Genomic DNA, 24,025 nt, shown 5'->3' with positions numbered 1-24,025 from the left:
CAAGGGGGGAGGATACCGTCTGCCGGCAGGGTCGGAGGGGCTTATGGGGCAGTTCAGGGTCACGGATGAGGCGATCAGGCGGCTGCACGCGCATGACCTGGTGATCCGGATCGCGCTGCGGATCCCGGATGAGGAGCTTGCGCGCGCCGTGCTTGATCTTGCACGGACCGCGCGGCGAGAGCTGAGCGTGATGGGGTTCTCTCCCGCCTATACGGAGGCGCCGGTCACCGGATATGAGATGATGCTGACCCAGCACGTGATGCCGGAGATCGCGGCGCGGCTGAGCGCCGACAGCCCGACCCCGCTGATCAGGTCAAAGGACGAGCTCGGAGACGGTCGGATCTGTCGGATGAGCGCGGCGGAGCTGCGCCGCGTCGCCGGGCTGTGCTGGTCGAAGTCCGATTTCGGTCGGATCGGCGCCGCGGTCCGGTCGCGCTTCGACCCGACCGGGTCTCAGGCGGACCAGGTCTTCGCGACGGAGGTCATCGCTCAGGAGCCGAGCAACGGGAACATCCTGGAGATCGCCCTCACCCGGGCAGCGCCGGTCTCCGTTCCGGAGCCGACCCGGAAGACGGACTGGTTTGCGGACCGGATCCTCACCACGGCGCGGGCGCGGGGGGTTACGGACCCGCTCCCCTACTGGACCCCGGAGCTGCGTCAGCCGCTCCCGCCCCCCCCGTACGCCCTCCCCTCGGATTCGGAGCCGGTCCCGGGCTGATCTCGGTTTCAGCTTGCGAAAATTGTGCTTCTTTCGTAATTATAGGGAGCATCTGTCCCGCTCCGGGACGTCCTGACGGGAGCCCCCTGATGTCCCCAGAGATCCTGACCATCTCGACCCCGCTCTCGCCCCCGTCCGATGCGGGCGCCGCCTCCACCATGCAGACGATCGAGACGGACCTTGACGGCGACGGGGTCCTCGAGCGGGTGGAGATCGACGACATGGCCCTGCCCGGCCGGGGACCGTTTCGCGAGTGGCGGGTCATCCGGGGGGGGCGGGTCATCCATTCTTGCGCCGGGGTCGATATTACGGTCCGCAACGCCGCGGACGGGCGCGCTGTGATCGTCTCCGACGGGGGGCTGTGGCATCTGAGCGAGCGGTTCGGGATGATCCCTTACGGGGACCTTCTGAGCGCCCGCACCCAGTTCATGCAGATGGGGACCGCAGAGGACCGGGACGCGCTGGACGCGGCCGGGGCGACCGGGATCTTTCGTGAGAACGTCCAGGTCATCACGGCGGACCTCACCGGCGCTCGCCATCCGCACCGGGTCCTGGCCGGGTCCGGCTTCGCCTTCATGGATGAGGAGACTGACACGGCCCTTTTCCTGATCACCACCCATGACCATCGTCCGCTTCTGAGCGGACGGAGCGCGGCCCACCCCTGGGTATTCCGCAACCGGGACGGCTTCACCGTGATCGGACAGGACCGATTCGGGTTTCAGATCAGCCTTTTGCCCGAGGGGGTGCTGTGATGCGGACGAGACGGCATTTCCTGCTGGGGACCGCGGCGCTGATCTCCCCGTTCCTTATCGGACCCCGCGCGGCGTCCGCCTGCGAGTTCGTGACCCCGTCGAGCTACTCCCCGCCGTCCGGAACCCCTGGGGACGCCTCGCTTTACGGCCACACCTCGAGCCCGGAGGGGATCGACGGGCTCGATCCGGTCTTCCGGGACCAGGTTGCCGGCCTGATCGCGGCCGCGAACCGGGAGTTCGGCGGCTCGATGGTGATCTATTCCGGCTACCGGTCGATCGAGAGGCAGCGCCAGCTCTATGAGGCGGCCCTGGCACGCTACGGCTCAGAGCGGGAGGCCCGCCGCTGGGTCGCCCCGCCCGGCGCCTCCATGCACAACTTCGGCCTCGCGGTCGATCTTCGCCATAACGGGGGCCGGATCGAATACGGGCAGCCGATCTCGAACTGGATGACGGCGAACCTGGCCCGGTTCGGGCTGGTGCGCCCCCTCTCCAACGAGGGGTGGCATGTGGAGCCGATCGGGGGGCGGGAGCGGCGCAACCAGATGGTCGCCGGCGCCCGCGGGTCCGGACCCCTCCCGGCCCCGCCGCCCGGACAGGACGGGGTTCCGAACTACGGCACCATGAGCCCTGGCAGCTCCTCCTGTCAGGAGATCCTGCGCGACCTCCCGATGGTCGGGCTGATGCCCTGGGGGGTCGGAGGGGACATCTCGGCCGACTGAGGCCCTTGAGTAGCGGCGCGCGCTGTGCGAAAAATGTTTTCCTAAAGGGATTCGTGCCGTGCCGATCATCGCCTCGCATAACCGTACCTACCGTTCCGAAGGTCACACCCCCTCCCCGGACTGGCCTCAGGACTGTCATGTCCAGTGGGGCGGGTCCGGTCTCGTCCTCAGGGCGGACGGGGGCGCCTACGGGACCGCCTTCTTCGAGGCCTTCCCGGCGGAGGGGGGCTTCTTTCGGGGGGAGGGCGCGAGCATCACCGCGGCGGAGGCGGACTGCCTCGCGAAATACCGCCGCTTCACCCGCTGCGATCACCTCTGGGGACGTGGGAAATACACCAACGGGGGCGCGATCTGCCGACGTTGCCGCGCCTTCATGACCCGTTTCCGTCCGATCCCGCGTCTCGGCGCGTTCCGGGACCCGCTCTCGGTCACGGAGCTGGACCTGGCGATGGACGGCTACTGCCGCCCCGACCCGTCTGACCGGTTCCAGAACCGGCTCCGCCTGCGTCTTGCGCGGGCCGGGATCCGGATGCCGGACCCGGACCCGGACCGGACCGATCACGCGGCCGCCTGTCGCGCGGCTGTGCTGCTCTGGTATCGCGAAAACCGGGACCGGGTGGGGCGCGGGGAGTCCCTTGGCCTCGAGGGGCTCTTCGATCAGCTGGCGCTACGGCGCCTCGAACAGGAGGTGGCCTGATGATCCTCGGCGATCCGGTCACTCTGTTCGGGGTCACCGCCTTTGTGGGACTGGCGCTCGTCCTTTTCGTTCGACGCCTGCTCGGATCCGGGGCGCGCGGCTACGAGGCGCGCGCCCCTTTCGTGATCGACGGGGACACGCTGGTCGCGGACCGGGTCCGGATCCGGCTGCACGGGATCGACGCGCCGGAGCTGTCGCAGGCCGGAGGGGAGGCGGCCCGCGCCTATCTGATCCGGCTGATCGGGGGCGACCCGGTCCGGATCGAGCCGCTCGGGACGGACCTCTATGAGCGCCGGGTCGCACGCGTGCACGGCTCCGCCGGGGACCTCGGGCGGCGGATGGTCCGCGACGGCTACGCGCGGGCCGCCTACGGGACGGATTATGCGGCTGAGGAGCGGGCCGCGCGTGCGGCGCGCGCCGGCCTCTGGGCCGGACCCGGGATCGCCTCCCCCGCGGCGCACCGGGCCCGGTCGAACGGGGAGAAAAGGAGCACGCGGTGGACCTGAACCAATATGAGGTGATAGACGAGAAGGTGACCGAGGGGGCCCGTTTCCGGATCCTCCAGCAACGGGAGCTGAAAGGCTCCTCGGACGTGCGCTCCGCCGAGCAGCTCTTCTTTCTGACGAGCGCCGGTATGCGTCTCAAGACGGTCCAGGTCACCCTGAACCGGGGCCGGATCCGCAACGAGCCGGGCGCGCTGCACTATATGCACGGCCGGCTCGAGATGAGCGCCTCCACCGGGGGCGGGATCATGCGGGGTCTCACCCGCAAGGTCCTCTCGGGGGAGTCCTTCTTCGTGAGCGAGATCTCCGGGACCGGGGAGGTGTTCCTCGAGCCCACCTTCGGGCATTTCCTGCTGGTTGAGATCGACGATGATGAGGTGATCGTCGACCGGTCCATGTTCTACGCGGGCAGCGGCGCGCTCGACATCTCCGCGGTCGCCCAGCGCAACGTCTCCTCCGCCCTGCTCGGCGGGGAGGGGCTCTTTCAGACCCGGATCAAGGGGAGCGGGGTTGCGGTCCTGTTCTCCCCGGTGCCGATGTCGGAGCTCCGGATCGTCGAGCTTCAAGACGAGACGCTTCAGGTGGACGGGAACTTCGCCCTGCTGCGGACCGGCGAGATCAGCTTCAGCGTCGAGAAGAGCGCCAAGACCTGGCTCTCCACCTCCGTCTCCGGGGAGGGGCTCCTTCAGACCTTCCGGGGGACCGGACAGGTCTGGCTCGCCCCGACCCAGGGGGTCTATGACCGGCTCGCGACCCCGGACGGGCTCGCCGCCCTCGCCGGCCCTGGCGGCTCGATGGGGACCAGAACCAGCTCCGGGCAGCCCAATGGCCGATGATCAGGTCCCGTCCGGCAGGGAAAGCCCGGGCCCCTCCGGACGCGGTGCGGACCGGATCGCCTTCGGGCTGATCCTGGCGGTGATCTGCCTGGTCGGTCTCGTCGGGGTCCTGCTGGTGGAGAGCCTGTTCGAGCTGATCGGGGTCACGCTCGGCGAGGCCCGGGACGGGGTCGGGTTCCGGGGCGCCTTTCTCGTTTCCGTCCCGACAAGCTTCACGGTGATTCTCTTTTTCGCCCTGATCGCGGGGGACGGGCTGGTCGGAGAGCTCGGGATGATGCTGTTCGGGTTCCTGTTTCTGATCCTCTTCTTCACGGGGGCGATCGCCCTGGTCCTCTAGGAGGACCAGATGCGAATTCGAATATACGTTGTCTTTTTTCGCAAATCCCTTTAGCCTTTAGAAGAGCCGAAAAGACGGCAGGACGGACGGAGGGGGTCGGATGATCCTGAGATACATGATGCAGTACCTGGCCGGTGCGGTCAGTGACCTGATGACGACGGCGGTGCTCTACGGGCTCCTCTATATCGCCCTGGCGGACAGGATCCTTCCGCTCCTGACCGGGCTCCGATGATCTCAAGGAATATGGGGAGGACGGGCTGATGCGTGCGGATCTGATTGCGGCTTTCGAGACGGTTCATGAGGCGGCACTGATGGGTCGTCTGATCGCGGAATCCGACGACATGCTCGACCAGGAGGCGGCACAGCTCGAGGCGATCAACATCGTCGGCGACTTCCTCACGAACCATCACGAGGAGATCGAGGACCGGTTCGGGTCTGACCCTGCCTTTGACGCGGGGGCCCGGCCGCCGGAGCTGGACCTTACAGCCCTGCGCGAGGCCCCGGTGGACCATCCGCTGAACGCGGCCATGCTCGTGACTCTCGAGCTCGCGGCACAGCAGTGCATGGAGGAGGAGGCGGGTCTGACCGCGCCGCTGAGCGCCGCGCTGAACCGGGTCGGGGACTTCTGGGCCCGGAACGGGGACGGAATTTGCGAGGGGACCCTGAGCGTGTCGATCCCGGACGGTCCGCGGTGAGCGGCCGCGTCCTTCTTGACTGTGACGGGGTCCTGCTGAACTACACCGCCGGGATCAGGACCTTCGCCAAGCGGATCTACGGGCTTGATCTGAGCCCGGAAGGGCCCTGCGCCTTCGACATGAGGGTCTGGACCGGGCTGAGCGGCCCGGAGATCCGCGACCTGGTGAACGCCTTCAACGGCGGTGAGGATACGGGTTTTGGCGCCCTCCCCCCGATGCCCGGAGCGGTCGAGGGGGTACGTCGGCTGCTGGACGCGGGGTACCGTCTCCATGTCCTGAGCTCGGCGGATGCGGGCGGGGCCTCGGTCCGGTCCCGTGAGAGGAACCTTCTCGGGGTGTTCGGGGACGTGTTCGAGGAGGTGACCCTGATCGGGCTCGGCCAGCCGAAACGGGAGATCCTCGCCCGCTTCTCCCCCTGTGACTGGGTGGACGATCACGTCCCGAACGCGATCGCCGGTCTCGAGGCGGGACACCGGTCCCACGTGATCCGGCAGTCCCATAACCTCTCCCTGGAGGGGACGACCCCGCATCCGCTCCTGTGGAGCGCGGACCTCACGGAGGTCCATGAGCGGATCCGCCCGGAGCCGGCGCTGACCCTTTAGCGGTTGCCGCGGGTCGGGTATCCGGTTAGCCTTGCGAAAAAGGGTTTATCATGCAGATGTGGACGGACTGGCGCCCTTTTCCGGGACGTCTCCCGAACGAGCAGATCTTCGTCATCGGGGACGTGCACGGCCGCGGCGGGGCGCTTGAGATGGCGCTCGCGGCGATCTACGAGACCCCGCGCGCGGCCCCGAGGAGACGCCTCGTCAGCCTCGGCGACCTGATCGACCGGGGGCCGGCGAACCTTTATGCGATCGAGGCGGTCCTTGCGGGTCGCGACACGGCCGGGGTCGACCGGGTGGATCTCCTGCCCGGAAACCATGAGCTGGTGCTGCTGGACGCGGTGGAGGACCCGACCTGGGTCCACTTCTACGCGGACATCGGGGGGCTGGCGCTGATCGACGAGCTGGACCCGAAAGCGGAGGCCAAAACTGCGCCGGACGTGGCGCGGATGTTGCGCGAACGGCTCCCAAACGGGTTCCTGGACCGGGTCCGGGCGGCCCGATCACATCTGCGGATCGGGGACCTCGTCCTGGTACACGGAGGGCTCTACCCGACGACGGACGAGACGGTCCAGGCCGGGTTTCTGGCCCAGGGTCGGGTCGCCAGCCTCAAGGAGCACTGGGCCTGGATCCGTGCTCCGTTCCTGGACTGGGAGGGGGGATGGGACCCGGGGCGCCGGATGGTGGTCCTGCACGGTCATACGAGCGCGGTTATGGGTCCGGTCCATCCGGACCTTTACTTCGAGGCGGCGGACCGGGTCATCACGCATCGGCGGCTGAACCTGGACGCGGGATCGGCCGGCTGTGAGCAGGTCGCGGTGGCTGAGCTCCGGGGCGGCGATGATCCAGTCTACCGGATCGGGATGTTCCGGTCAGTCCCCGCCTTGGGGGACCTGTGAACGGGGCCCCGTGGACCCGGCTTCAGACGGAGCCGATCTGGGCGGCCGCAGAACGTGCTCATGCGCGTCGTCTCGGTCGGGTCTATCATGACTGGGACCGGGTCCTGCGGCTTTACGACCGGGCCGGGCGTGTCCTGCACCTCCCCTACGACCGGCCGCTCGACCTCGCGATCCTGACACATTCGGTGCAGACCGGGCCGGGCGGGGACCGTCGGGCCCGGTCCGTGGAATGGCTCCGCGCCCAGGCGGACCCGGGCGAGCCGGTGGAGGCGGCGGCCCGCCTGATCCTGGCGGGGCCCTACCGGGACCTCAGCGATCCCAGGCTCCCCCTACTCGAGCTTTCCGATCTCGCCTTCCCGGTGTCGGGTCGGGCCGCACTGCGGGACATCGCGGCGGAGATACGCCTTCTGACCCGGCTTGAGGCGCGAGAGATCGTAACGGGGCTTCAGGACGAGCTGAACCGGATCCGCCGGGCCCTCGGCGCGGCCCTGCCCCGGATCCAGGGCATCGCCATGAGGGAGTTCGCGAGGGAGGTTATCCACGGCTGTGAGACCCTCACAAAGGACGGAATAGAGACCTTCCTTTGACTTTTTTCGCAAACCGATGTCTGATCCTTCGAACGACGCCTCCGATGAGGGAACATGCGAATATTGAAACAGGTCGTCCTCCTCCTGGGGATCATGGGATCAGGGCCCGCCCTCGCCCAGGTCGAGGTGGAGGGGATGCGGGCCTTTGACCGCCCCTTCCTTGAGCTCGTGGGCGCGATCGAGGCCCCGCGCGGCTATGACGCGATCACCGGCTACGCCCCTTTCCGACCGGAACGACCCATCACGGAGATGACGATCGGGGAGGTCCTCGAGTGGCAGAACCGGATCCGGACGGCGGGGGCTGAGGCGACCGCGGTCGGCCGGTTTCAGTTCGTGCGCGATACGCTGGAATTCCTGACCCGGGCCTATGAGGTCCCGCATGACACCCTCCTGGACCGACGCACACAGGACTATCTCGCCCGGGTCCTGCTGCACCGCTGCGGGTTCTACGCCCCCGAGACCCCGATCGGGGAGCTGGGTGACTGCCTCGCCGGCACCTGGGCGGCCCTGCCGATGCTGACCGGCCCGAACCGGGGCGAGTCGCGCTACAAGGGGAGGGCCAACAATCACGCCCGCACCTCACCGGAGGTGGTGACGGCGGTCCTCTCGGTGCGTTTCGCGCCGGACGCCCTCACGGTCGCAGCGCGCGGCGCCTCCGACATCGGGCGCGGGGTCTCTGACCTGCTCGCCCCTCGCGAACGGGTCGGACTCGGGGCGGTCATCTCGGAGGCGAGCTTCCGACGATAGTTTTTGTGGACAACTCACCCTCCTCCCGATGCCCGGGGTTTGAAACCGGGGTGATCTGATGGATACTGTGCGAAAATCTGAACCTGTCGAGGATACCCCCATGACCCTGACCAAGGCCGCTCTGGCGGCAGTCCTCCTGCCCGCCCTTCTCGCCGGCTGCGCGACCGCCCCGTCCCGGCCGCACATGTCACAACCGGTCGCGGGCCAGGCGCAGTCCGCCGCCCTGGACCGGGCCCGGATCCGGGACCTGAGGGCGGAGGTGGTCGGTCAGATCTCCTATCTCGAGACCCATCTCGGACGGGACCGGTCGGACCTGCTCGACATGGGCGACTCCCTCCTCGTCACCCTGCCCGGCGCGGGCGCCTTCGAGGGGCGCACCGACCGGCTTACTCCTTCGGGTATCGACCAGGTCGCGCGGATCGCGGCCAGCATGCTCGCCTACCCCTACTCCCGGATGACCGTGATCGGTCACGTCGAGGGGTCGATGAGCGATTACTCCGACAAGATCCTCTCCGATCGCCGCGCGGTCGCGATCAAATCCGTCCTGATGAGCCGCGGGGTCGACGCCTGCCGGATCGGGGTGCTGGGCAAGGGGTCCTCTGACCCGATCGCGACCCCGTACACGAACCGGGAGGACCAGCACAACAACCGGATGGAGATCATGATCAAGCCGGTGCAGGACGGGGCCTGCGGCTGATCCTCCTCGCGACACGCATGAAGGACGGGCCGCCGATGGCGGCCCTTCTCATAAGGAGGGGATGATGCCGCATCGCACAAGACGTGCCGACAGGATCGTCGAGACGGCCTCCGGACGCGACCCGGAAGCTCCGGCGGATGACTGGGTCCGGATCGGTCAGGCGATCGCGCGCTCCGGCCTCTACGGCCATCTCGGTATCACGGATTCTCAGGCCCGCGATCGGACGTCTGAGGATCTCTCCGCGGACCCGACCCCCTGATCAGGGGGTCGGGTTCTCCCCGGTCCCCGGATCCTCATCATAGGCGGCCAGGATCGCCTCCCCGATCTTTCGGGTCTCCGTCGGCAGCGCCCCCATATGCTCGACGAGCCATTCATCCAGGCTCATCTCGCGCAGGTCCGGCCGGCTCCGCATCAGCTCCAGGGCGAGCCCGTCGAGCCGGCGCGCGAGCGCCAGGCCGAACGGCCCCTCCTCCCCGGCCGCCTCAACCTTCGCGTCGCGGATCAGGTCCCGCCATTCCCTCATCGTCCGCATCGGGTCGTCTCCTTTCTCGGGCTCGCGCCGCTCAGATATCCATGGACGGCTCGGGGCGCGGGAGCACCTCGATCACCAGGTCCGGGTCGAACTCGACCCCCTCCTTCGGGTATCCGCGGGCGTTGGCGACGAACCGGACCGGCCCGTATTTCCCCTGGAGGACCTTGTCCGCGTTGTCATGGGTGTGCCCGGAGACCCAGGTGTGGACGTTCCGGTTCCGGATTTCCCACCACAGGTCGGAGGCGAACCCGGCCGTGATCAGCTGCCGCTCCATCGACCCGATCATCCGAGCCGGATGAACCAGCTCCCGGACCGGGGCGTGATGGGTCATCACCAGGGTCTCCCCCTCGAACGGGGTGTCCAGGAGAGCGAAGACCGCGTCCCGGTCCCGCCAGTGCATCTCGAGCCAGTCCGCGGCGGCGAACTGCCGGACCGGGTTTGAGCGGATCATCTGGAAGTCCCTCATGCCCCGCTCAAGGACGTCCCGGATCCGGCGATGTTCCCCCGGGTAGAGGTCCATATCCGTCCAGAGGGTGGCCCCGATCACCCGGACCCCGGCCACCTCCGTCGCGGTCGCGTCAAGCAGCCGGATGTCGGCGCCCGCCGCGTTCATCTTGGCGACTCGGCGGGTGTCCTCCGCGATCAGCTCGGAGATCTCGGACCGGTAGAACTCGTGGTTGCCGCGCACCATCAGGACTGGAACCCGGTAGCGGTCCCAGATCAGCAGGGCGCAGTCGACGTGGCGGCCGCGCGTGCTGATGTCCCCCGCGAGCAGGACCGCGTCGAACCCGCCCGCGCGGGTCGTCTCCGGGAGGGACTGCCAGAACTCGTCATGCAGGTCGCTCCAGACCAGGAACTTAGCCATCTCATTTCTCCGAAACCTGCTCTCCCTGTTACTGGAAAGGAGGTGCCGAATCAATTCTCGCAGATCAGAACCGCATCGAGACCCCGAGATCGACCGTGTTCCGGTCATAGGGGGCGGCGCTGGAGGCGTTGCGGGTGAGCGCGAGGGAGACCCGGACCCGGTCCGACAGGGGCCGGCTCACCGAGAGGGTCACGGTCCGGTCCTCGCGCGGCGCGCCGAGGAAGAGCCCGCCCGTGCTGCGACGCCAGTCGACCGAGACGGTGGTGGGCCGGTCCATGAGCTCAAAGGTGGCGCCGAGCTGAACCCGGGCTCGGGTGACGAGCACCCCCTCGACCGGCTGACCGAGCTCCGCCCGGGCGGACCAGACGACCGGTCCCGGCATCGCGGAGAGGAGGGAGAGGGCGACCAGACCCCGCTCATAGGGCCGGACGCCGTGGTCGCGCTCGAGCCGCCCCTCGATGGTCAGCTCATGCACCCCGCCGAGCCCGCCGAGGATCCGGGTCACCCCGATCCGGGCCCCGGTCCGGTCGGACCGGCCCAGCTCGTAACGGGACCCGCCCGCGTCCAGGCAGCCGTGCAGATAGAGGTCACGCCGCGCCATGTGACGCAGGCAGACCTCCGCCGAATAGGCGACCTTCTTCAGGTCATGCTCGAGCGCGTGCCCGGCCATCAGGGAGGAGCGGAACTCAAGCGCGGTCCCGCCCCCGAGACCGGCGCGCCCGCCGTAGCTCAGGATCGCCCCGGCGATCGGGCCGGCGACCGCCCGGTCCGCCTCCGCGACCTCAAAACGGAACCCGCCCGCCATGATGTGATCCTCCGGGAAGCCCCCGTTGAGGTTCGCGTCATACCGCAGGAACGGGGAGACGGAGACCGCCCCCTCCCAGGGGGTCGCTGCGGGGCCGTGCCCGACCCGTGCCAGGAGGCGATCCCCGGAGGCGCGCACATGCGCCGGGAGGGCCGGGTCCGTCAAAAGGTACCCGGCCATGCGCGGGGACCCGGCCAGACGTACCGCCTCCGCAACCCCACGGGACGGGGCCGGATCCGCCATCACGGCGGGGATCTGGCCGCTGAGCGTCTGAGCCCCGGCAGCGGGTCCGTAAGCGCAGAGTGCGGAAAAAAGAAGACGGGCGAGAAGACGGGTCGGGGAAAACGGCATGGGGCACCTCCTGACGGGACTATCAGGTCGTGTCATTAAAAAAGCAATACATATTTTTTTTCGCAAACTCTCTTGCGTCTTTCGGGAATCGAGGCCAGCTTAGGGGAAGTCCTCAAGATGGAGTCTCACAGCATGCCCTCCCCACGCACGAATCTTCTCGCATCTCTGTTTCTCGTCCCGGTCCTTGCGGCCTGTGGCGGCGGCGGCGGCGCCACCTCTGAGGTGCGGCCGGTCACCCCGCCCCCGCCCTCGGGCCCGGTCGGGCCCGCCAGCACCGAGATCGCGGACCTGATCGCCTTCGCGGATTCTGGGACGCGTAGCACGATGCAGTTCCGGGACAACGCGGCGAACACATGGGAGCGGTCGCGCCAGTGCAGCGGCAACGCCTGCGTGGTGGTGGACCGGGTCCCGGGCGCGGAGGGGGCCGGGCTCGTCATCTACCAGAACGGGCGGGACGCGTTCATCTATGACCTGTTCGGGGCGGAGCTGGCCACGATGGACGTGCCGACCGGGATCTATAACGGGCTGCTGACCGCCAATTACCGGGTCGGCGCGGATGGGGACTGGGTCGCCACGGTCGGGGAGATGAACATCTGGCTCGACATGGCGGAGGGGACCGCCGCGATCGGCGGTATCCTCCCCTACGCCTCCCCGTCGGGCGGGGCCTCGAGCATCCAGTTCTTTGGGGACGCGACCCTCGCGAGCGGGGCCTTCACCGACTCGAACCTGAAAATCCTTGTCGACTCGGGGAACCCGACCGGGTTCGAGACGGTCGGGACCACTTCTGGACTCCTGGTCTCCGGGACAAACGGGGCGGCGATCCTCGGTACGGTCGGGGCGACCGGGGACCGGAACCTGCTCCTCCTTGAGGGGGGCTATGCGGCGATGCACGACCCCCGCTTCTGATCCCCGGCCTTAGAGGGCGAGATCCGGACCCGACGCCTCGCGCGTGCGGGGCCGGTCCAGTTTCAGGTCCGTGAGGCGCAGGCCGCCATCTGATTAGCTTTTCGCATCACAAGGCCGGTCCGTCCTCAGGCGCCGGCTCAAAGAGCGCCGCGTCGAGCAGCGCCTCATGGACGGGGTCCTCCATCTCCCGGCCGCGCGGCAGGGCGGTGATGCGGAGATCCCCGTCCTCATTGAGCCGGAGTCTTACGGAGGCGGGGCCGATCCCGACCCAGAGCGCCCCCTCGACCGCCTCCACGTCCCGGTCCCCGACCGGTTCCGTCCAGGTCGGCTCCACCCGGAGGCTGTCCGGGTCGACATGGTAGGGGTTCACGTAGGTGACCTCCCCGTCCATGATCAGCTGACTCACCTCGATCCCGGTCCCGGTCAGGTCCGGCGTATCGCCGTCCTCATACCAGGGCAGCCCCTCCTGGGGCGCGGCCTCCTCGTCGAACAGGAGATAGGCGGCCCCGTTCGCATGGGCGTAGCGGACACAATGTGTGAGGTCAGGTGGCAGGTCGATTCCGGCGTAGCGGTCCGGGTCCGTGCTGAGGAAATACCCGGACCCCCGCCAGGTCACCCCGAGATCCGCACAGGTCTCGGCCCGTTCCAGGAGCTGGCGTGTGGACAGGGACAGATGCCGGCTCGAGATCTCCAGCAGGCTCGTCGTGTTCGGTCTCATTCTTAGGGCCTCTCTGAAGGTTCAGGTCATGGGAGGAGGCTATCCGCACACTGAGAAAACGCAAAACGCAACCCCCAGGCTTAGCGGCTGGCCATTTGCGAGAAAGGAAATTATATTCCTGTTGAAGAGTTCGAAGAACTGGAGCTGAAGATGTCAAGGTCCCCAAGAACCGCCCTCGCCCTCTCGGCACTCCTGCTTGGGGCCCTCTTCACGCCATGGGCGACGGCTCAGGTCGTGACGGGCACCGGAAGCATGACGATCACGGTCCTTGACGGGGCCGGAGGGTCCTTCTCCGAACTCCTGGACGGGGAGTTCGTCGACCTGTCCGGGGTCGCGGTGGACCGCGAGGTCACCTCGAACGCGGTCCTGGTGGCGAGCGGGATCTCATCCGCCCCGTTTACCGTCGAGGGTCCGGGCGCCCCGAGCGTTTCCGTCAACGGGGGGGAGTGGGTGACCTCCGGAACACTCAACGCCGGGGATGAGCTGCGCCTGCGTCAGACCTCCTCCCCGAACCTCCTGGAGACCCGGACCGCGACCCTCATGGTCGAGGGCTCACAGGTCAGCTGGTCGGTATCAAGCGGCGTGACCGTCGCCTGTAGCCTTGCACAGATTCACGCCGGGGGCGGGACCGTCTGGGGGTTCCATCCGGATGACCGGGTGACCCTGGGTGTGTCCGGTTACGGGGTGGTCAGGTTGACGAACATTCCCGGGACTTCCGGTTTCAGCAGCTCCGGGCCGGGCGCCTGGACCGGGGACATCCATAGCTTCTGCGGCTGGACCGGACCGGTCCCGGTCGAGATCGCGAGCTTCTCGGCCACCGGCGCCTCCGGTGACACGGCCCGGATCCGGATCAACGAGGGGCCGGAGGTCACCTCCGGGATGTTCGGGCCCGGAGACAAGCTCCAGATCGTCTTCACCACCTCCCCGGAGTTCGCCGGGACCAACGACTTCCGGCTCGCCATGAACGGGGGGAGCGGGACCTACCGCTACAGCCACACGAACGTCTCGCAGGCGCCGAACGTCCTTCAGCCGCCCGCCATGGAGTACACCTCCTACCCGGCCCTCTCCGTCGCGCATAACTTCGGCAACGTCACGGTCGCGAACTCCGCGACGGTGACCAGCAACGCCTGGACGGTCCCCTCCCTGACCGTCACGAAGAACCAGTGGTACCCGAGCAGCCAGCCGCATTTCCAGGTCGCATCGGACAACTTCCCGGTCACCGGGCGCGCCTATGCGAGCATCGACAGCGCCCTGAGCTCCGCCGCGGCCACGTCCGTCCAGCTTCGTCGCGGCACGACCGTGATCGCAAACGGCACGGAGGTGTTCCCGGGCGACCAGATCAGCATCCGGCTCACCACCGCGTCAACCGGGTCCGGGGTCGTGCGCCGCCGGCTCGCGATCCAGCAGGCGCCGGCCGGCGTCGCGGCGATCAGCCCCTCCCCCTGGGAGGTCACCTTCCCGCTCCCGGTCCCGGTCGTGAACTTCGAGGACGGTTTCGGGCTGGCCAACACGGTCGTGACCTCGAACACCCAGACGATCAACGGGCTTGGGGGATGCGTCTTCAACGCGAGCGTCACCGGGACCCCGTTCGGAGCCTCCGGTCTCACGGCTCTGGTGAACGGGACCCCGACCGCTTTCCCGAGCAGCTTCACCCTTTGCGACGGGAACACGCTGGCGGTTCGGATCACCACCCCGAACAACACCTCCTGGCAGCCGTTCACCCTCACCGCCACGTCCGGCACGCAGACCCGGACATTCCGGGTCAGCTACGGGCATCCGCCGATGCCGGACACCTTCACCGCAAGGACCGGTGCCGCGGGCAGCACGCAATACACCTCCAACACGCTGACCGTGTCCGGGATCACCGCCTTCGGCGGATGCAACAGCTTCGCCTCTTTCTCCAACACGTTCAGCCTCACGAGCGTGGCCGCGGTGGTGAACGGGGTCGCCCGGACCGGCTCGTTCCAGCTCTGTAACGGGGACAGCGTCGCGATGCGTGCGACCACCCCATCCGGCTCCTTCTGGTCCGCGCAAACGGTGACCCTCACCCCCTACACGGGCAAGACGGTGACCTGGTCGATCAGCCGTTAAGGGCCGGCCCCGCTCAGCGGGGCCGGTACCGCTCGAGGAGCCGGTCCGCCTCCGCCAGCGCCGAGTCCAGCTCCGCGAGCGCCGCCTCCTCCCCGGACCGGTCCCTGGGGGCCGGCGCGCGCGCCTCCCCCTGATCCGTCGTGAGGTCGGTCCCCTCCGCCCTCGACTGCGCGGCGCGGCCCGGCCTGCCCCGCATCCCGCGCGCGACGGTCCGGTGCCGGATCCGGGCCGCCACCGGGCTGATCGCCCAGGCCCGGTAGGAGCGCCGCCGGGTCAACTCCTCGAGGAGCCCGGCATCCGCCGCCTCCCCGATCAGGTTGAGCGCGCCGCGCGGGGTGACACCGATCTCCTCCGCCACGATCTGTCCGGTGACGATCGGCCGGCTCATCAGGAGGCGCACCAGATCCCGCATCCGGGACTTCCCGTGCCGGTCCGCGCCGGAGACGAGCGCGAACTCGCGCCAGCGTCGCAGCGTCGGGAGCGCGCCGAGCCCCCGGCCCACCTCGTCACGCATCCCGTCGAGAAGCGAGGCGAGCCCGTTGGGGGAGCCGGGGGACCAGACTCGGAACCCCCCAGAGGTGAGCGCGGTCGCGGGCAAGAGGACCCAGCGCGGCTCACCGGGGCCGGCGGTCAGCCCGAGCCCTTCGGGCAGCGGGTCCGTCATCTCCCGCCCCGCCCGGCCGCCCCGGATCGCGTGATCGGCGCAGAGGAAGAGGAGCCGTTCCGCCGAGGGGGAGGCGCTCCCGGTCAGCGTCCGCATCGTGAGCGCGGCGCGCAGCGCCCCGATCAGGGGCCCGGGCGCGTCGCGCATCGCCGTGGAGATCGCGGCCACCAGGTCCGGCTCCGCCTCCGGCATCGGCCCCTCGGACCCGTCCGGCCGGACCCCGGCCCCCAGGCAGCGGCGAACCGCCCGCTCCGGGTCCGCGACCAGGTCCCCCGGCGAGAGGAGGATCCGCAGCGTCTCGCCCGCGAGCCAGACCCCGCGCGCCGTCTCCCCCTCATCCGGGTCCACCCGCAGGGGACGGGTCGCGAGGTCCCCCTCCTGGACCGAAATGTCCTCCATCCCGACGGACCGGCACGCCTCCGTGAGAGCCGCCTGCGCCCGCCAGACCCGGCCGAGGTCCGGGTCCGCCAGGAGCGCCCCCTCGATCCGGGCCGCGCCAACCTCGATCGCGAGGACCCGCTCCAGGATCTCCGCCGCGCGCATCAGAAGGCCCTCCGGGGCCGAAAAGCGCCTCCGGGACGCAGATGAATGATCTCGCAGTTATTATGCATGACAGGTGTTTACCGGATATGACGGAACATAAACAGTCGTTATTTTCCGTCTGCTTGGTGTCTCTGGGTGACGTTCCGGGAAGGGTCGGATCGCACTCGGCCGCGAAGCGTGGCCGCCCCACCCTGCCCCGCTCCCTTACCGATCGCGATCAGACGCTTTCGTGCCCTTCATGCGGGACGGGCCTTGTTTTGCAGACTCAGCGCGATCAGAGGATCAGGCCATCATATCATTTAATTTTTCGCAAATCCCCATTGTGCGGATCAACAAACGACCGTATGTTGTCGTCATATAGTTTTGGAAATCGGCCCCTCTGACGGGCCCGGATCGAGGAAGGTCCCAGGATGGACAAGGTTCAGCGCGTGCTCGGCTCGGAGATCGGCTTCCCGGTCCTCATCCTCCTGATGAACGCCTCCGGCCTCACGGTGATGGGGCTCGCGAACTATGCCCGCGAGGCGGCGCCCGCCTGGCACGGTCCGATGACGCTGTTTCTCCTGATGATGAGCGGGCTCGCGCTCCGCGACCTGATCCGGGCGCGCCGGACCCGCCGCGTGCTCGCGGAGCGGGTCCGCCGACTTCCGCTGAAGGATCGGGGCGCGTGATGACGGGCCCCGCCGCAGAAGCCCTGCCCGCCCCCGCCCTCCGGCCAACCCGCAAGCGGATCTGGCTCCTGTCGGACCCGCACCTCAACCACGCGAACATCCTGACCTTCCGCGGGAACGACGGGGCGCTGATCCGACCCGGATTCGCGAACGTCCGGGAGATGAACGAGCGGATCCTGGAGGGGTGGAACTCACGCGTCCGTCACGGGGACATCGGCTACTGGCTCGGGGACATGGTGATCGGGGACCTGCCCGGCTTCGCGAAGCTCTGGCCGAAGTTCAACGGGTCAAAACGGCTGATCATCGGGAACCATGATGACCCGAAGTTCCTCTCCTCGGGCGGGTTCTTCAAGAAGACCGGGGTGGAGCGGAAGTTCGGCGAGTACGGGATCTTCCTCTCGCATCGGCCCGCCCATGAGTCCGGCCTGGAGCTGAACGGGCAGATCATGCTCAACGTCCACGGCCACATCCACGAGAAGCCGTCCCCGCCAGGGCCCTTCCGGAACGTCTCCGTCGAGGTGATGAACTATGAGCCGATCGAGATCGAGGAGCTGATCGCGGAGCGGGAGGCGGTCTACGGGCCCTGGCGGGACAAGTCCGGCAAGGTCCGCGCGCGGGGCGTGATCAGGGAGGACGCGGATGCTTGACCTGACCGTCGAGACGAGGGTCGCGGCGCCCCTCAGCCTCATTTGGGGCGACTGGAATGATCGTCCCCCGTTCCGGTCCTGGGACCGGTGCCTCGAGCTGCGCCGGGCGGACACCCCGTTCGGCCCCTACCTGCTCCTGCGCCGGCACGCCCCCTACCGCGATGAGCGGACCGTCCTCGTGGGCAAGTGGTTCGTCCAGCGTCCCGCGGAGGCCCCGCTCGGGCCCTTCGATGACGATGTGCAGGCGGCGCGCGCGGCCCAGACGGATTACGCGGAGCGGGCGCGCGCCCTGCTGGCCCCGGCGACGACGGACCCGGAGCTGGCCCGGCTGCGCGCCGAGAACCGGCGGCTCCGTGAGGAGAACGTCCGGCTCGGACGGGCGTTCCATCACGCGATAGGCAGCCCGAGGGGGGTCGTCCCCGCCGGGTTCGAGGACCTCTATGAGGCGGAGAGGACGAATGACTGAGGCGCGGGAAGAGCGTTGCGAGGCCGGCTGCGTCGCCTATCACGGCGGGGAGCGGCGTCACCATCCGGACTGCGTCTTCTATCCGGAGTCCTTCACGAAGATTCATGACGATCTCGCTCGGGCGCACACGGAGCTTCAGGCGCAGAACGCCCGGCTTCAGGCGGCGCTCGACGCGGCCCTCGCGGAGCGGCTCGACCGGGGGGCGCCCCTTCTCGATCCGGAGATGCCGGCTGCGGAGGTCCGCCTGCATATGGGGGAGCTGAGCGGGCAGGAGCTGCGCAACGTGCGCGCCGCGATCGGCTGGGCCAACGCGGTCGCCCGCGGGACCGCCCGCGCCCCGGGAGCGGCGACCGTGACCCGGCCCGCCCGGATCAGCGCGGACGCCTGGGTGAGATCCCACATGGCCCGAACCGGCAGCGACCGGGAAACGGCGGAGCTCGCGCTCGCCGAGGCGCTGAACGGCTGGCTGGTCCCCGATGAGGATCTGCTCCTCCCCGACACCCCGCCGCCCACGCATCGTCACCGTAAGGGGGGCCTTTACCGGCTCATCGCGCGCGGCCGGATCGAGGCGACGCTCGAGCCCTGCGCGATCTACGCAAGCGTCAAGGACGACCTGGTCTGGGTCCGTCCGGAGGCGGAGTTCGAGGACGGCCGGTTCACCCGGCTCGTCCCGGAGGCGGAGCTGCCGGTCCTTGCGCCGCTCCCCGATCGGGGGCCCGGCGCATGATCCCGAGCTGGCGCGACGTGAACGTCGCGATCCGGGACCGGGACGCGCCGTTCGGGGGCCTCACGGAGCTGCTCTTCGCCGCCGAGCGCGGGCTCGACCTCCCGCTCGAGGAGGGGGACGTGATCGACATGATGCTGGGCCTGAACCGGGCAGATCCGATCGCGGACTCCGACGACGCGATCGCATGGGCCGAACGGCTCGTCCCGGGCGCCCGGCTCCAGTTCTGGAACCAGGCCTCAGGGGGCGGCTGGTGCGCCACGGTCACCCGCCGGGCGGAGGGGGTGGAGGCGCAGGCGACCGCCCTCACCCTGCCCCTCGCCCTGATCAAGGCGACGGTCGAGGCGAGGGTGGACCTCGACCTCCTCAGCGCGCCGGACCCCTCATGAGCGGGCTCCGGGAGGGCCGCTGGGTCTGCACCTATTGCGGGGCGGAGTGCCGCGGGCGGGATGAGAGCTGCGCGGGGCTTGACGGGGGCTCCGGCTGCGGGGCGGCCCGCCAGCCCGGGGTCCGGTTCTACCTGCCCGGACGGAACCCCTACCTGACCGACCCGGGCCTGATCGCGGACGCGCGCTCCGGCGCGGACTGGCACTGCGATCATTGCGGCGGCGCGAACAAGGGGGCGGTCGGGGCGCATCCGGTCCGGGCCTGCGCCCATTGCGGCAACCCCCGCGACCTCTCCGATCAGGAAACCCCGACCCGGGACTTCGCCCCGGGCTCGGCCCCCTCAAGCGCGGAGGCGCTCCGCCCGGCCAGGCCGGACAGGCGCGCAAGCCCGGGCAGCGAGAGGACGTCCGCCTTGCGCCCAAGACGTCGGATCGCCCTGATCTGCGCGGCCCTCCTGGCGGGCCTCTTCCTCGCCTGGTCCGTCCTCTTCGCGGCCTACCCGGCCCCGATGGCGGTGACCGGTCTGAGCTGGGAGCGGACCCTGACGGTGGAGGCGTACCGGACCGTTCAGGAGGAGGGGTGGGACGCCCCTTCCGACGCCCGGGTCCATGACCGGGACCGGCGCGTGCGCAGCTGGCGCGAGGTGCTCGACCGGATGGAGACCCGGACCCGGCAGGTGAGCGATCGGGTCCAGGTCGGCTCCGAGAGCTACGGCTGCGGGATCCGTGACCTCGGGAACGGCTATTTTCAGGACATCACCTGCACCCGGCCGGTCTATCAGACCCGGATGCGGACGGAGACCTATCAGGAGCCCATCTACCGCCGCGAGCCGGTCTACGACACCTGGCTGAGCTGGGAGGTGGACCGCTGGGTCCCTGCCCGCACGGAGCGCAGCGCCGGGACCACCCCGGACCGGGCCTGGCCCGAGCCGGACCTGGCCGAAAACGAGCGGGCCGGCGCGCGGACGGAGCGGCTCGCGGTGGATCTCGGTTCCGGCGAGGACCGTCTTCAGGACCGGGTCGTCCCGGACCCGGTCTGGACCGCGGCGGTCCGGGACCGGGAGCTTATCGTCACCCGGGACTGGTGGGGGCGGGTGCGGGACGTTACGGTCGTGGGGCCGTAGGACGTTGGACCCCATGATATCGGACCAGATCACCACCTATCTCGACCGGACCGGGCTCGCCGCGGACGGGGCCACGCCCGACCGGATACGCGACCTGCGCGACGGGTCCTACGTGATGATCCGGCCCCTCCTGTTCCACTGGATGCTGATCCGGGGGGATTTCGAGGACCTGATCGGGTATTGGGACCGTTGGTGTTATGCGGATGAGGCGGGCGCGCGTGCGGCACTCGACGCGTTCCCGGAGCGACCGGAGCCGACCTATGAGCCCGCGGGCTGGCACCGCCACCCGCCGAGCGGGCGCCGCCGTCCGGACGGGGACCCGTCCCGCGAATACCGGGACGGCTGAGCATGGCCCTGATCGGATACGCCCGGGTCTCGACCCTCGAGCAGTCGACCGCGTCCCAGGTGCGCGCGCTGCGCAAGGCGGGCTGCGACCCGGTTCATGAGGAGAACGCCTCCGGCGGCGACAGGTCTCGACCTGTCTTGAAACGGCTCCTTGAGGCGGTGCGGCCCGGGGACACGCTCGTCGTGGTCCGGATCGACCGGCTCGCCCGCTCTCTCTCGCACCTGCTGGAGGTGATCGAGTCCCTCCAGGCGCGCGGCGCCGCGTTCAAGTCCCTCGAGGACCCGATCGACACCGCCTCCGCGCAGGGGAAGTTCACCCTCCAGGTGCTCGGGGCGGCGGCGGAGTTCGAACGGGCGCTCATCCGGGAGCGGACCCGGACCGGGCTCGAGAGCGCGCGGCGCAAGGGCCGGATCGGCGGGAACCCGGGGCTCCGGGACAAGGACCCGGCCGCGATGCGCCGCCTGAGGGCGGGGCAGGAGGAGGCGCGGATCCGCAAGCTCCTGGACACGACCGAGCTCTGGGTGCCGGAGGTGCGCCGCTTGCGTCCTGACACCCCCTGGGAGGACCTGACCCGGCTGATCAACGCGCGGCTCCCCGCCGGGGAGGCCCCCTGGACGCGGGAGCGCCTGGTCCGGGCCACGAAACGGCTCGTTCGCGAGGGGATGCTGGAGGCGCGCGTCCTCGACCGGGCCCCGAACCGGCTGAAGGATGATCGCCAGCTGGTCATCGTGGCCGGGATCGTGGGGGCGAACGATGCGCTCACGCTCCAGGAGGTGGCGGACCGGCTGAACGCGATGCGCGAGCCGACCCCGAGCGGCCGTGGCCGCTGGGGGGCCTCCTCCGTTCACATGGTGATCGGCCAGGCGAGGAAACGCGGCCTCCTGCCCGAAAAAGACCCCTCGTCCACACCTTTCTGAGGTTGACCCTCTCTTTTTTCGCAAGCCTTCCTGCTAGGCTCCGGGCTCAGGCCCGGGGATATCCGGGCGCTTCCCTTTGCGAAAAAGAGGCTCACATGCGCTTCGCATCCTCCCTTCTCCTGACCACCGCCCTCAGCTTCGCCATCGCCCTCCCCGCCCAGTCCCAGGAGTTCCGGACGGTCCGGGTCGGTGGCGAGACCGCCAGCCCGCTTCTCGGGGGCGCCCTGCTCGCCCTTCTGATGTTCGCGATCGGGGCAGCCGGGTCCGACACCCGCGCCGCGCCCCCCGCGCCGCCGCCCCCACCGGACCCGACCCCTCCTGACCCGGACCCGGTCTACGCGCCCCCGGGGGGCTATCAGGGGTCGTTGCGCCCCCGCTACGTGATCGGGGTAACCCCCTATGCGGGGGATCCGCGCCTTTCCGCGGAGCCAGGGGACGCCGGGGGGTTCGAGGTCCCGGAATACCTCGCGGGTCAGTTCGCCGGGCCGATCAACGCGGCCACCCGTTACGCCGAGGGGGCGTTCGGGGCGGGCGCGCTCGTCTCCGTCTTCGACACCGGGGTGGACCCGGCGCATCCGGAGCTCGCGGCGAACCTCACGAACGGGCTCTCTCACAGCTATTTCAGCGGGCCGATGACGGACCTGACCGGACACGGGACCCATGTGGCCGGGATCATCGCCGCGCTCCGCGACGGGTCCGGGATGCACGGGGTCGCGCCGGAGGCGCAGATCATGGCGCTGCGGGCGATCGACGGGCCCGAATCCGAGCGTAGCGGTCGGTTCTATGAGAACTGGGAGGACGCGATGCTCCGCTCCGTGGAGGCGGGGGCGGACGTGATGAACAACAGCTGGACCTTCGTGGATCAGAACGGGGACCCGCTGCGGATCACCGGTTTCGCGGACCGGGCCGCGGCGGTCACCTTCTTCGGGTCGGACCTGATCGGGACCATGGCCTATTCCGCGCAGCAGGACCTGGTCAGCGTCTACGCCGCCGGGAACGGGAACGGGGGGGAGTCGAGCGTGGCCGCGGGCCTCCCGCTCCTGATCTCCGAGCTGCGCGATCACTGGGTCTCGGTCGTGGCCCTCGGGGAGGACGGTCTGATCGCCGACTACTCCTCACGATGCGGGGTCGCAATGAGCTGGTGCCTTGCCGCGCCCGGCACCAACCTGATCTCCGTCTCCGCGGGCGGAGGCTATGAGTTCCAGTCCGGCAGCTCGATGGCGGCCGCCGTCGTCTCCGGCTCCCTCGCGCTGCTGAAAAGCAACTTCCCGGAGATCACCGGGGCCACCGCCCTGCGGATCCTGAAGGAGACCGCCCGGGACCTCGGCGAGGCCGGCGTGGACGCGGTCTACGGGCACGGGGCGATCGACCTCGCCGCCGCGATGCGCCCCGTGGGCGTCCTGAACGTGCAGATGAGCGGGGTGATGAATGAGCGGGTCGCCCCCCTGAGCGGGAGCGGGATCGTGGCTCCGGCCGGGGTCGCCTCCGCCTTCCAGGCCGCGCTCTCGACGAGCCGGCTCGCCGTCACGGACGGCTATGACCGGTCCTTCCAGGTGCCGATGGCGGCGATGGTCGGGACGGAGGGGGTCACCTCCCCGCTCCCGGACCTGACCCGTTTCACGATGCGGGGCGCCTCACTGGGCGGGCCGGTGGAGACCGGAACCTACCTCTCGCGTGGGGCGCCGGTCGCCGGCAACGCCCTCGCGATGCCGGACCCGTCCCGTTTCTCCGGGGGCCATGCGGGCCTGATCGGGGACCGGGCGGTCAGTTTCACCCATATGGGGGAGGTGGCCTCGGGTCTGCGCTTCGGGGTGACCGGGGCCCACGGGGCGGCGGACGGGACCGGTCTGGCCTCCCTCTCGCTCTCCGCGGACATCGGATCCGCCCTGTTCACGGTCGAATCCGGCCGGGTCTCTGAGCGGGACGGTATGCTCGGGGCCCGTTTTCACGGCGCCTTCGGCGGGGTGAGCGCGACGACGGAGTTCTTGCGCGCGAGCGCGGACCTGCCGCTCGGTCGCAGCGGGACCCTGCACCTCAACGCCTCCGCCGGGGAGACGAGCGCTTCAGGGACCGGTCTTTTGCGCTCTGCGCATCTGCGCTCCGAGAGCGTCGGGATCGGCCTCTCCCGGGTCAGCGACCGGACCGGATCACGGATGAGCATCGGTCTGTCCCGCCCGGTCAGCGTGCGCGGCGGGGAGCTCGACGTTCTCGTCCCGATCGGGGTCGGCGCGGCCGCCGACGGGGTCGCCTCCAGCGAGGTGCGCACGCAGAGCGCCACTCTCGGGGTCGGGGCGGCGGAGGCTCCGATCGACCTCCAGTTCGGCTATGAGGTCCCGCTCGGCGCGGCGCGTCTCGGGGTCGCGGTGAGCCATCGGGCCGGCGCCCCCGCCGGTCAGGGGACAAGCGCCTCCTTCGGGGTGAGCTTCAAGTTCTGAAGGTGTTGCGCGCGGGCCCCTGTCGCGGGCCCGCGCCACAAGATTTGC

The 24,025-nt window shown here is 69.6% G+C and carries 30 protein-coding genes; 25 read left to right on the top strand and 5 right to left on the bottom strand.

What is annotated here, in order from left to right; translation table 11 throughout:
* Window positions 1–43: 43 nt before the first annotated feature.
* From C8N34_RS04015 to C8N34_RS03960, 14 genes are all read left to right on the top strand, one after another.
* Entirely contained in the window at window positions 44–718 is a 675-nt protein-coding gene (locus C8N34_RS04015; RefSeq protein WP_145693565.1) for a hypothetical protein, read from the top strand.
* A gap of 89 nt (window positions 719–807) precedes the next feature.
* Entirely contained in the window at window positions 808–1,470 is a 663-nt protein-coding gene (locus C8N34_RS04010; protein ID WP_108127904.1) for a hypothetical protein, read from the top strand.
* Entirely contained in the window at window positions 1,470–2,189 is a 720-nt protein-coding gene (locus tag C8N34_RS04005) for a D-alanyl-D-alanine carboxypeptidase family protein (RefSeq protein ID WP_108127903.1), read from the top strand. The genes C8N34_RS04010 and C8N34_RS04005 overlap by 1 nt, the downstream gene beginning before the upstream one ends.
* Window positions 2,190–2,247: 58 nt before the next feature.
* Window positions 2,248–2,886 carry a hypothetical protein gene (locus tag C8N34_RS04000; RefSeq protein WP_108127902.1) on the top strand — a complete coding sequence of 213 codons (639 nt, stop codon included), beginning with the start codon at window positions 2,248–2,250 and terminating at the stop codon, window positions 2,884–2,886.
* Window positions 2,886–3,392: a thermonuclease family protein gene (locus tag C8N34_RS03995; RefSeq protein ID WP_108127901.1), complete on the top strand. Its 507-nt coding sequence runs from the start codon at window positions 2,886–2,888 to the stop codon at window positions 3,390–3,392. The genes C8N34_RS04000 and C8N34_RS03995 overlap by 1 nt, the downstream gene beginning before the upstream one ends.
* Window positions 3,383–4,225 carry an AIM24 family protein gene (locus C8N34_RS03990; protein ID WP_108127900.1) on the top strand — a complete coding sequence of 281 codons (843 nt, stop codon included), beginning with the start codon at window positions 3,383–3,385 and terminating at the stop codon, window positions 4,223–4,225. Before C8N34_RS03995 ends, C8N34_RS03990 begins: the two co-directional genes overlap by 10 nt.
* Window positions 4,215–4,562, top strand: coding sequence for a hypothetical protein (locus tag C8N34_RS03985; RefSeq protein ID WP_108127899.1), 348 nt, complete (start codon window positions 4,215–4,217; stop codon window positions 4,560–4,562). The genes C8N34_RS03990 and C8N34_RS03985 overlap by 11 nt, the downstream gene beginning before the upstream one ends.
* 100 nt (window positions 4,563–4,662) lie before the next feature.
* Window positions 4,663–4,794, top strand: coding sequence for a hypothetical protein (locus tag C8N34_RS27100; RefSeq protein ID WP_277878226.1), 132 nt, complete (start codon window positions 4,663–4,665; stop codon window positions 4,792–4,794).
* 28 nt (window positions 4,795–4,822) lie between these two features.
* The gene (locus C8N34_RS26220; RefSeq protein ID WP_158640524.1) at window positions 4,823–5,257 is read left to right on the top strand and encodes a hypothetical protein; all 435 of its coding nucleotides are present in this window, start codon (window positions 4,823–4,825) and stop codon (window positions 5,255–5,257) included.
* Window positions 5,254–5,859 carry a hypothetical protein gene (locus C8N34_RS03980; RefSeq protein ID WP_158640529.1) on the top strand — a complete coding sequence of 202 codons (606 nt, stop codon included), beginning with the start codon at window positions 5,254–5,256 and terminating at the stop codon, window positions 5,857–5,859. The genes C8N34_RS26220 and C8N34_RS03980 overlap by 4 nt, the downstream gene beginning before the upstream one ends.
* A gap of 50 nt (window positions 5,860–5,909) precedes the next feature.
* A complete protein-coding gene (locus C8N34_RS03975; protein WP_108127897.1) occupies window positions 5,910–6,758 on the top strand; it encodes a metallophosphoesterase in 849 nt (282 codons plus the stop codon).
* A complete protein-coding gene (locus C8N34_RS03970) occupies window positions 6,755–7,345 on the top strand; it encodes a hypothetical protein (protein ID WP_108127896.1) in 591 nt (196 codons plus the stop codon). The genes C8N34_RS03975 and C8N34_RS03970 overlap by 4 nt, the downstream gene beginning before the upstream one ends.
* A gap of 54 nt (window positions 7,346–7,399) precedes the next feature.
* On the top strand, window positions 7,400–8,092 hold the full coding sequence (locus C8N34_RS03965) for a hypothetical protein (RefSeq protein ID WP_108127895.1): 693 nt from the start codon (window positions 7,400–7,402) through the stop codon (window positions 8,090–8,092).
* 100 nt (window positions 8,093–8,192) lie between these two features.
* Window positions 8,193–8,789 carry an OmpA family protein gene (locus C8N34_RS03960; RefSeq protein WP_158640534.1) on the top strand — a complete coding sequence of 199 codons (597 nt, stop codon included), beginning with the start codon at window positions 8,193–8,195 and terminating at the stop codon, window positions 8,787–8,789.
* 259 nt (window positions 8,790–9,048) lie between these two features.
* On the opposite strand, the gene C8N34_RS03950 is transcribed toward C8N34_RS03960, so the two are convergent.
* The 3 genes from C8N34_RS03950 to C8N34_RS03940 form a co-directional block, all read right to left on the bottom strand.
* A complete protein-coding gene (locus C8N34_RS03950; protein ID WP_108127892.1) occupies window positions 9,049–9,321 on the bottom strand; it encodes a hypothetical protein in 273 nt (90 codons plus the stop codon).
* 31 nt (window positions 9,322–9,352) lie between these two features.
* Complete coding sequence (locus C8N34_RS03945) at window positions 9,353–10,186, bottom strand: metallophosphoesterase (RefSeq protein WP_158640539.1); 834 nt, start codon at window positions 10,184–10,186, stop codon at window positions 9,353–9,355.
* A gap of 64 nt (window positions 10,187–10,250) precedes the next feature.
* The gene (locus C8N34_RS03940; protein ID WP_108127890.1) at window positions 10,251–11,342 is read right to left on the bottom strand and encodes a hypothetical protein; all 1,092 of its coding nucleotides are present in this window, start codon (window positions 11,340–11,342) and stop codon (window positions 10,251–10,253) included.
* 132 nt (window positions 11,343–11,474) lie between these two features.
* On the opposite strand from C8N34_RS03940, the gene C8N34_RS03935 reads away from it, so the two are divergent.
* Window positions 11,475–12,248, top strand: coding sequence for a hypothetical protein (locus tag C8N34_RS03935; protein WP_145693567.1), 774 nt, complete (start codon window positions 11,475–11,477; stop codon window positions 12,246–12,248).
* A gap of 106 nt (window positions 12,249–12,354) precedes the next feature.
* Here the strand turns inward: C8N34_RS03935 and C8N34_RS03930 are convergent, their stop codons facing one another.
* Window positions 12,355–12,966 (bottom strand): DUF5983 family protein, encoded by a 612-nt coding sequence (locus C8N34_RS03930; RefSeq protein ID WP_108127888.1) that lies wholly within the window; start codon window positions 12,964–12,966, stop codon window positions 12,355–12,357.
* Between the two features lie 252 nt (window positions 12,967–13,218).
* Here C8N34_RS03930 and C8N34_RS03925 point away from each other — a divergent pair, with 252 nt between their 5' ends.
* Window positions 13,219–15,057 carry a hypothetical protein gene (locus C8N34_RS03925; protein ID WP_145693568.1) on the top strand — a complete coding sequence of 613 codons (1,839 nt, stop codon included), beginning with the start codon at window positions 13,219–13,221 and terminating at the stop codon, window positions 15,055–15,057.
* Between the two features lie 13 nt (window positions 15,058–15,070).
* Here C8N34_RS03925 and C8N34_RS03920 read toward each other — a convergent pair whose 3' ends face one another.
* A complete protein-coding gene (locus tag C8N34_RS03920) occupies window positions 15,071–16,264 on the bottom strand; it encodes a helix-turn-helix domain-containing protein (RefSeq protein ID WP_108127886.1) in 1,194 nt (397 codons plus the stop codon).
* A 410-nt stretch (window positions 16,265–16,674) separates the two neighbouring features.
* Here C8N34_RS03920 and C8N34_RS03915 point away from each other — a divergent pair, with 410 nt between their 5' ends.
* From C8N34_RS03915 to C8N34_RS03880, 9 genes are all read left to right on the top strand, one after another.
* Window positions 16,675–16,932 carry a hypothetical protein gene (locus tag C8N34_RS03915; RefSeq protein ID WP_108127885.1) on the top strand — a complete coding sequence of 86 codons (258 nt, stop codon included), beginning with the start codon at window positions 16,675–16,677 and terminating at the stop codon, window positions 16,930–16,932.
* The gene (locus tag C8N34_RS03910; protein ID WP_108127884.1) at window positions 16,932–17,579 is read left to right on the top strand and encodes a metallophosphoesterase; all 648 of its coding nucleotides are present in this window, start codon (window positions 16,932–16,934) and stop codon (window positions 17,577–17,579) included. The genes C8N34_RS03915 and C8N34_RS03910 overlap by 1 nt, the downstream gene beginning before the upstream one ends.
* Window positions 17,572–18,045 (top strand): hypothetical protein, encoded by a 474-nt coding sequence (locus tag C8N34_RS03905; protein ID WP_108127883.1) that lies wholly within the window; start codon window positions 17,572–17,574, stop codon window positions 18,043–18,045. Before C8N34_RS03910 ends, C8N34_RS03905 begins: the two co-directional genes overlap by 8 nt.
* Complete coding sequence (locus tag C8N34_RS26645) at window positions 18,038–18,772, top strand: DUF1653 domain-containing protein (RefSeq protein ID WP_199750656.1); 735 nt, start codon at window positions 18,038–18,040, stop codon at window positions 18,770–18,772. The genes C8N34_RS03905 and C8N34_RS26645 overlap by 8 nt, the downstream gene beginning before the upstream one ends.
* Window positions 18,769–19,158 carry a hypothetical protein gene (locus C8N34_RS26215; protein WP_158640545.1) on the top strand — a complete coding sequence of 130 codons (390 nt, stop codon included), beginning with the start codon at window positions 18,769–18,771 and terminating at the stop codon, window positions 19,156–19,158. The genes C8N34_RS26645 and C8N34_RS26215 overlap by 4 nt, the downstream gene beginning before the upstream one ends.
* On the top strand, window positions 19,155–20,279 hold the full coding sequence (locus C8N34_RS03895) for a hypothetical protein (protein ID WP_158640549.1): 1,125 nt from the start codon (window positions 19,155–19,157) through the stop codon (window positions 20,277–20,279). Before C8N34_RS26215 ends, C8N34_RS03895 begins: the two co-directional genes overlap by 4 nt.
* A 13-nt stretch (window positions 20,280–20,292) precedes the next feature.
* Window positions 20,293–20,625: a hypothetical protein gene (locus tag C8N34_RS03890; RefSeq protein ID WP_108127881.1), complete on the top strand. Its 333-nt coding sequence runs from the start codon at window positions 20,293–20,295 to the stop codon at window positions 20,623–20,625.
* A 2-nt stretch (window positions 20,626–20,627) separates the two neighbouring features.
* Window positions 20,628–21,542 carry a recombinase family protein gene (locus C8N34_RS03885; RefSeq protein ID WP_108127880.1) on the top strand — a complete coding sequence of 305 codons (915 nt, stop codon included), beginning with the start codon at window positions 20,628–20,630 and terminating at the stop codon, window positions 21,540–21,542.
* Window positions 21,543–21,637: 95 nt separating this feature from the next.
* Window positions 21,638–23,977 (top strand): S8 family peptidase, encoded by a 2,340-nt coding sequence (locus C8N34_RS03880; RefSeq protein WP_108127879.1) that lies wholly within the window; start codon window positions 21,638–21,640, stop codon window positions 23,975–23,977.
* Window positions 23,978–24,025 lie beyond the last annotated feature (48 nt).

This window comes from Gemmobacter caeni (assembly GCF_003054195.1).
Lineage (GTDB): Bacteria > Pseudomonadota > Alphaproteobacteria > Rhodobacterales > Rhodobacteraceae > Gemmobacter > Gemmobacter caeni.
This window is presented reverse-complemented; position numbering and strand designations above follow the sequence as displayed.

What these genes read in the sequence shown, in the direction of transcription:
- C8N34_RS04015 (WP_145693565.1), top strand. Translation starts at nt 44, where the DNA reads ATGGGGCAGTTCAGGGTCACGGATGAGGCGATCAGGCGGCTGCACGCG.
- C8N34_RS04010 (WP_108127904.1), top strand. Translation starts at nt 808, where the DNA reads ATGTCCCCAGAGATCCTGACCATCTCGACCCCGCTCTCGCCCCCGTCC.
- C8N34_RS04005 (WP_108127903.1), top strand. Translation starts at nt 1,470, where the DNA reads ATGCGGACGAGACGGCATTTCCTGCTGGGGACCGCGGCGCTGATCTCC.
- C8N34_RS03995 (WP_108127901.1), top strand. Translation starts at nt 2,886, where the DNA reads ATGATCCTCGGCGATCCGGTCACTCTGTTCGGGGTCACCGCCTTTGTG.
- C8N34_RS03985 (WP_108127899.1), top strand. Translation starts at nt 4,215, where the DNA reads ATGGCCGATGATCAGGTCCCGTCCGGCAGGGAAAGCCCGGGCCCCTCC.
- C8N34_RS27100 (WP_277878226.1), top strand. Translation starts at nt 4,663, where the DNA reads ATGATCCTGAGATACATGATGCAGTACCTGGCCGGTGCGGTCAGTGAC.
- C8N34_RS26220 (WP_158640524.1), top strand. Translation starts at nt 4,823, where the DNA reads ATGCGTGCGGATCTGATTGCGGCTTTCGAGACGGTTCATGAGGCGGCA.
- C8N34_RS03975 (WP_108127897.1), top strand. Translation starts at nt 5,910, where the DNA reads ATGCAGATGTGGACGGACTGGCGCCCTTTTCCGGGACGTCTCCCGAAC.
- C8N34_RS03965 (WP_108127895.1), top strand. Translation starts at nt 7,400, where the DNA reads ATGCGAATATTGAAACAGGTCGTCCTCCTCCTGGGGATCATGGGATCA.
- C8N34_RS03960 (WP_158640534.1), top strand. Translation starts at nt 8,193, where the DNA reads ATGACCCTGACCAAGGCCGCTCTGGCGGCAGTCCTCCTGCCCGCCCTT.
- C8N34_RS03950 (WP_108127892.1), bottom strand. Translation starts at nt 9,321, where the DNA reads ATGCGGACGATGAGGGAATGGCGGGACCTGATCCGCGACGCGAAGGTT.
- C8N34_RS03945 (WP_158640539.1), bottom strand. Translation starts at nt 10,186, where the DNA reads ATGGCTAAGTTCCTGGTCTGGAGCGACCTGCATGACGAGTTCTGGCAG.
- C8N34_RS03940 (WP_108127890.1), bottom strand. Translation starts at nt 11,342, where the DNA reads ATGCCGTTTTCCCCGACCCGTCTTCTCGCCCGTCTTCTTTTTTCCGCA.
- C8N34_RS03935 (WP_145693567.1), top strand. Translation starts at nt 11,475, where the DNA reads ATGCCCTCCCCACGCACGAATCTTCTCGCATCTCTGTTTCTCGTCCCG.
- C8N34_RS03930 (WP_108127888.1), bottom strand. Translation starts at nt 12,966, where the DNA reads ATGAGACCGAACACGACGAGCCTGCTGGAGATCTCGAGCCGGCATCTG.
- C8N34_RS03925 (WP_145693568.1), top strand. Translation starts at nt 13,219, where the DNA reads ATGACGATCACGGTCCTTGACGGGGCCGGAGGGTCCTTCTCCGAACTC.
- C8N34_RS03920 (WP_108127886.1), bottom strand. Translation starts at nt 16,264, where the DNA reads ATGCGCGCGGCGGAGATCCTGGAGCGGGTCCTCGCGATCGAGGTTGGC.
- C8N34_RS03915 (WP_108127885.1), top strand. Translation starts at nt 16,675, where the DNA reads ATGGACAAGGTTCAGCGCGTGCTCGGCTCGGAGATCGGCTTCCCGGTC.
- C8N34_RS03910 (WP_108127884.1), top strand. Translation starts at nt 16,932, where the DNA reads ATGACGGGCCCCGCCGCAGAAGCCCTGCCCGCCCCCGCCCTCCGGCCA.
- C8N34_RS03905 (WP_108127883.1), top strand. Translation starts at nt 17,572, where the DNA reads ATGCTTGACCTGACCGTCGAGACGAGGGTCGCGGCGCCCCTCAGCCTC.
- C8N34_RS26645 (WP_199750656.1), top strand. Translation starts at nt 18,038, where the DNA reads ATGACTGAGGCGCGGGAAGAGCGTTGCGAGGCCGGCTGCGTCGCCTAT.
- C8N34_RS26215 (WP_158640545.1), top strand. Translation starts at nt 18,769, where the DNA reads ATGATCCCGAGCTGGCGCGACGTGAACGTCGCGATCCGGGACCGGGAC.
- C8N34_RS03895 (WP_158640549.1), top strand. Translation starts at nt 19,155, where the DNA reads ATGAGCGGGCTCCGGGAGGGCCGCTGGGTCTGCACCTATTGCGGGGCG.
- C8N34_RS03890 (WP_108127881.1), top strand. Translation starts at nt 20,293, where the DNA reads ATGATATCGGACCAGATCACCACCTATCTCGACCGGACCGGGCTCGCC.
- C8N34_RS03885 (WP_108127880.1), top strand. Translation starts at nt 20,628, where the DNA reads ATGGCCCTGATCGGATACGCCCGGGTCTCGACCCTCGAGCAGTCGACC.
- C8N34_RS03880 (WP_108127879.1), top strand. Translation starts at nt 21,638, where the DNA reads ATGCGCTTCGCATCCTCCCTTCTCCTGACCACCGCCCTCAGCTTCGCC.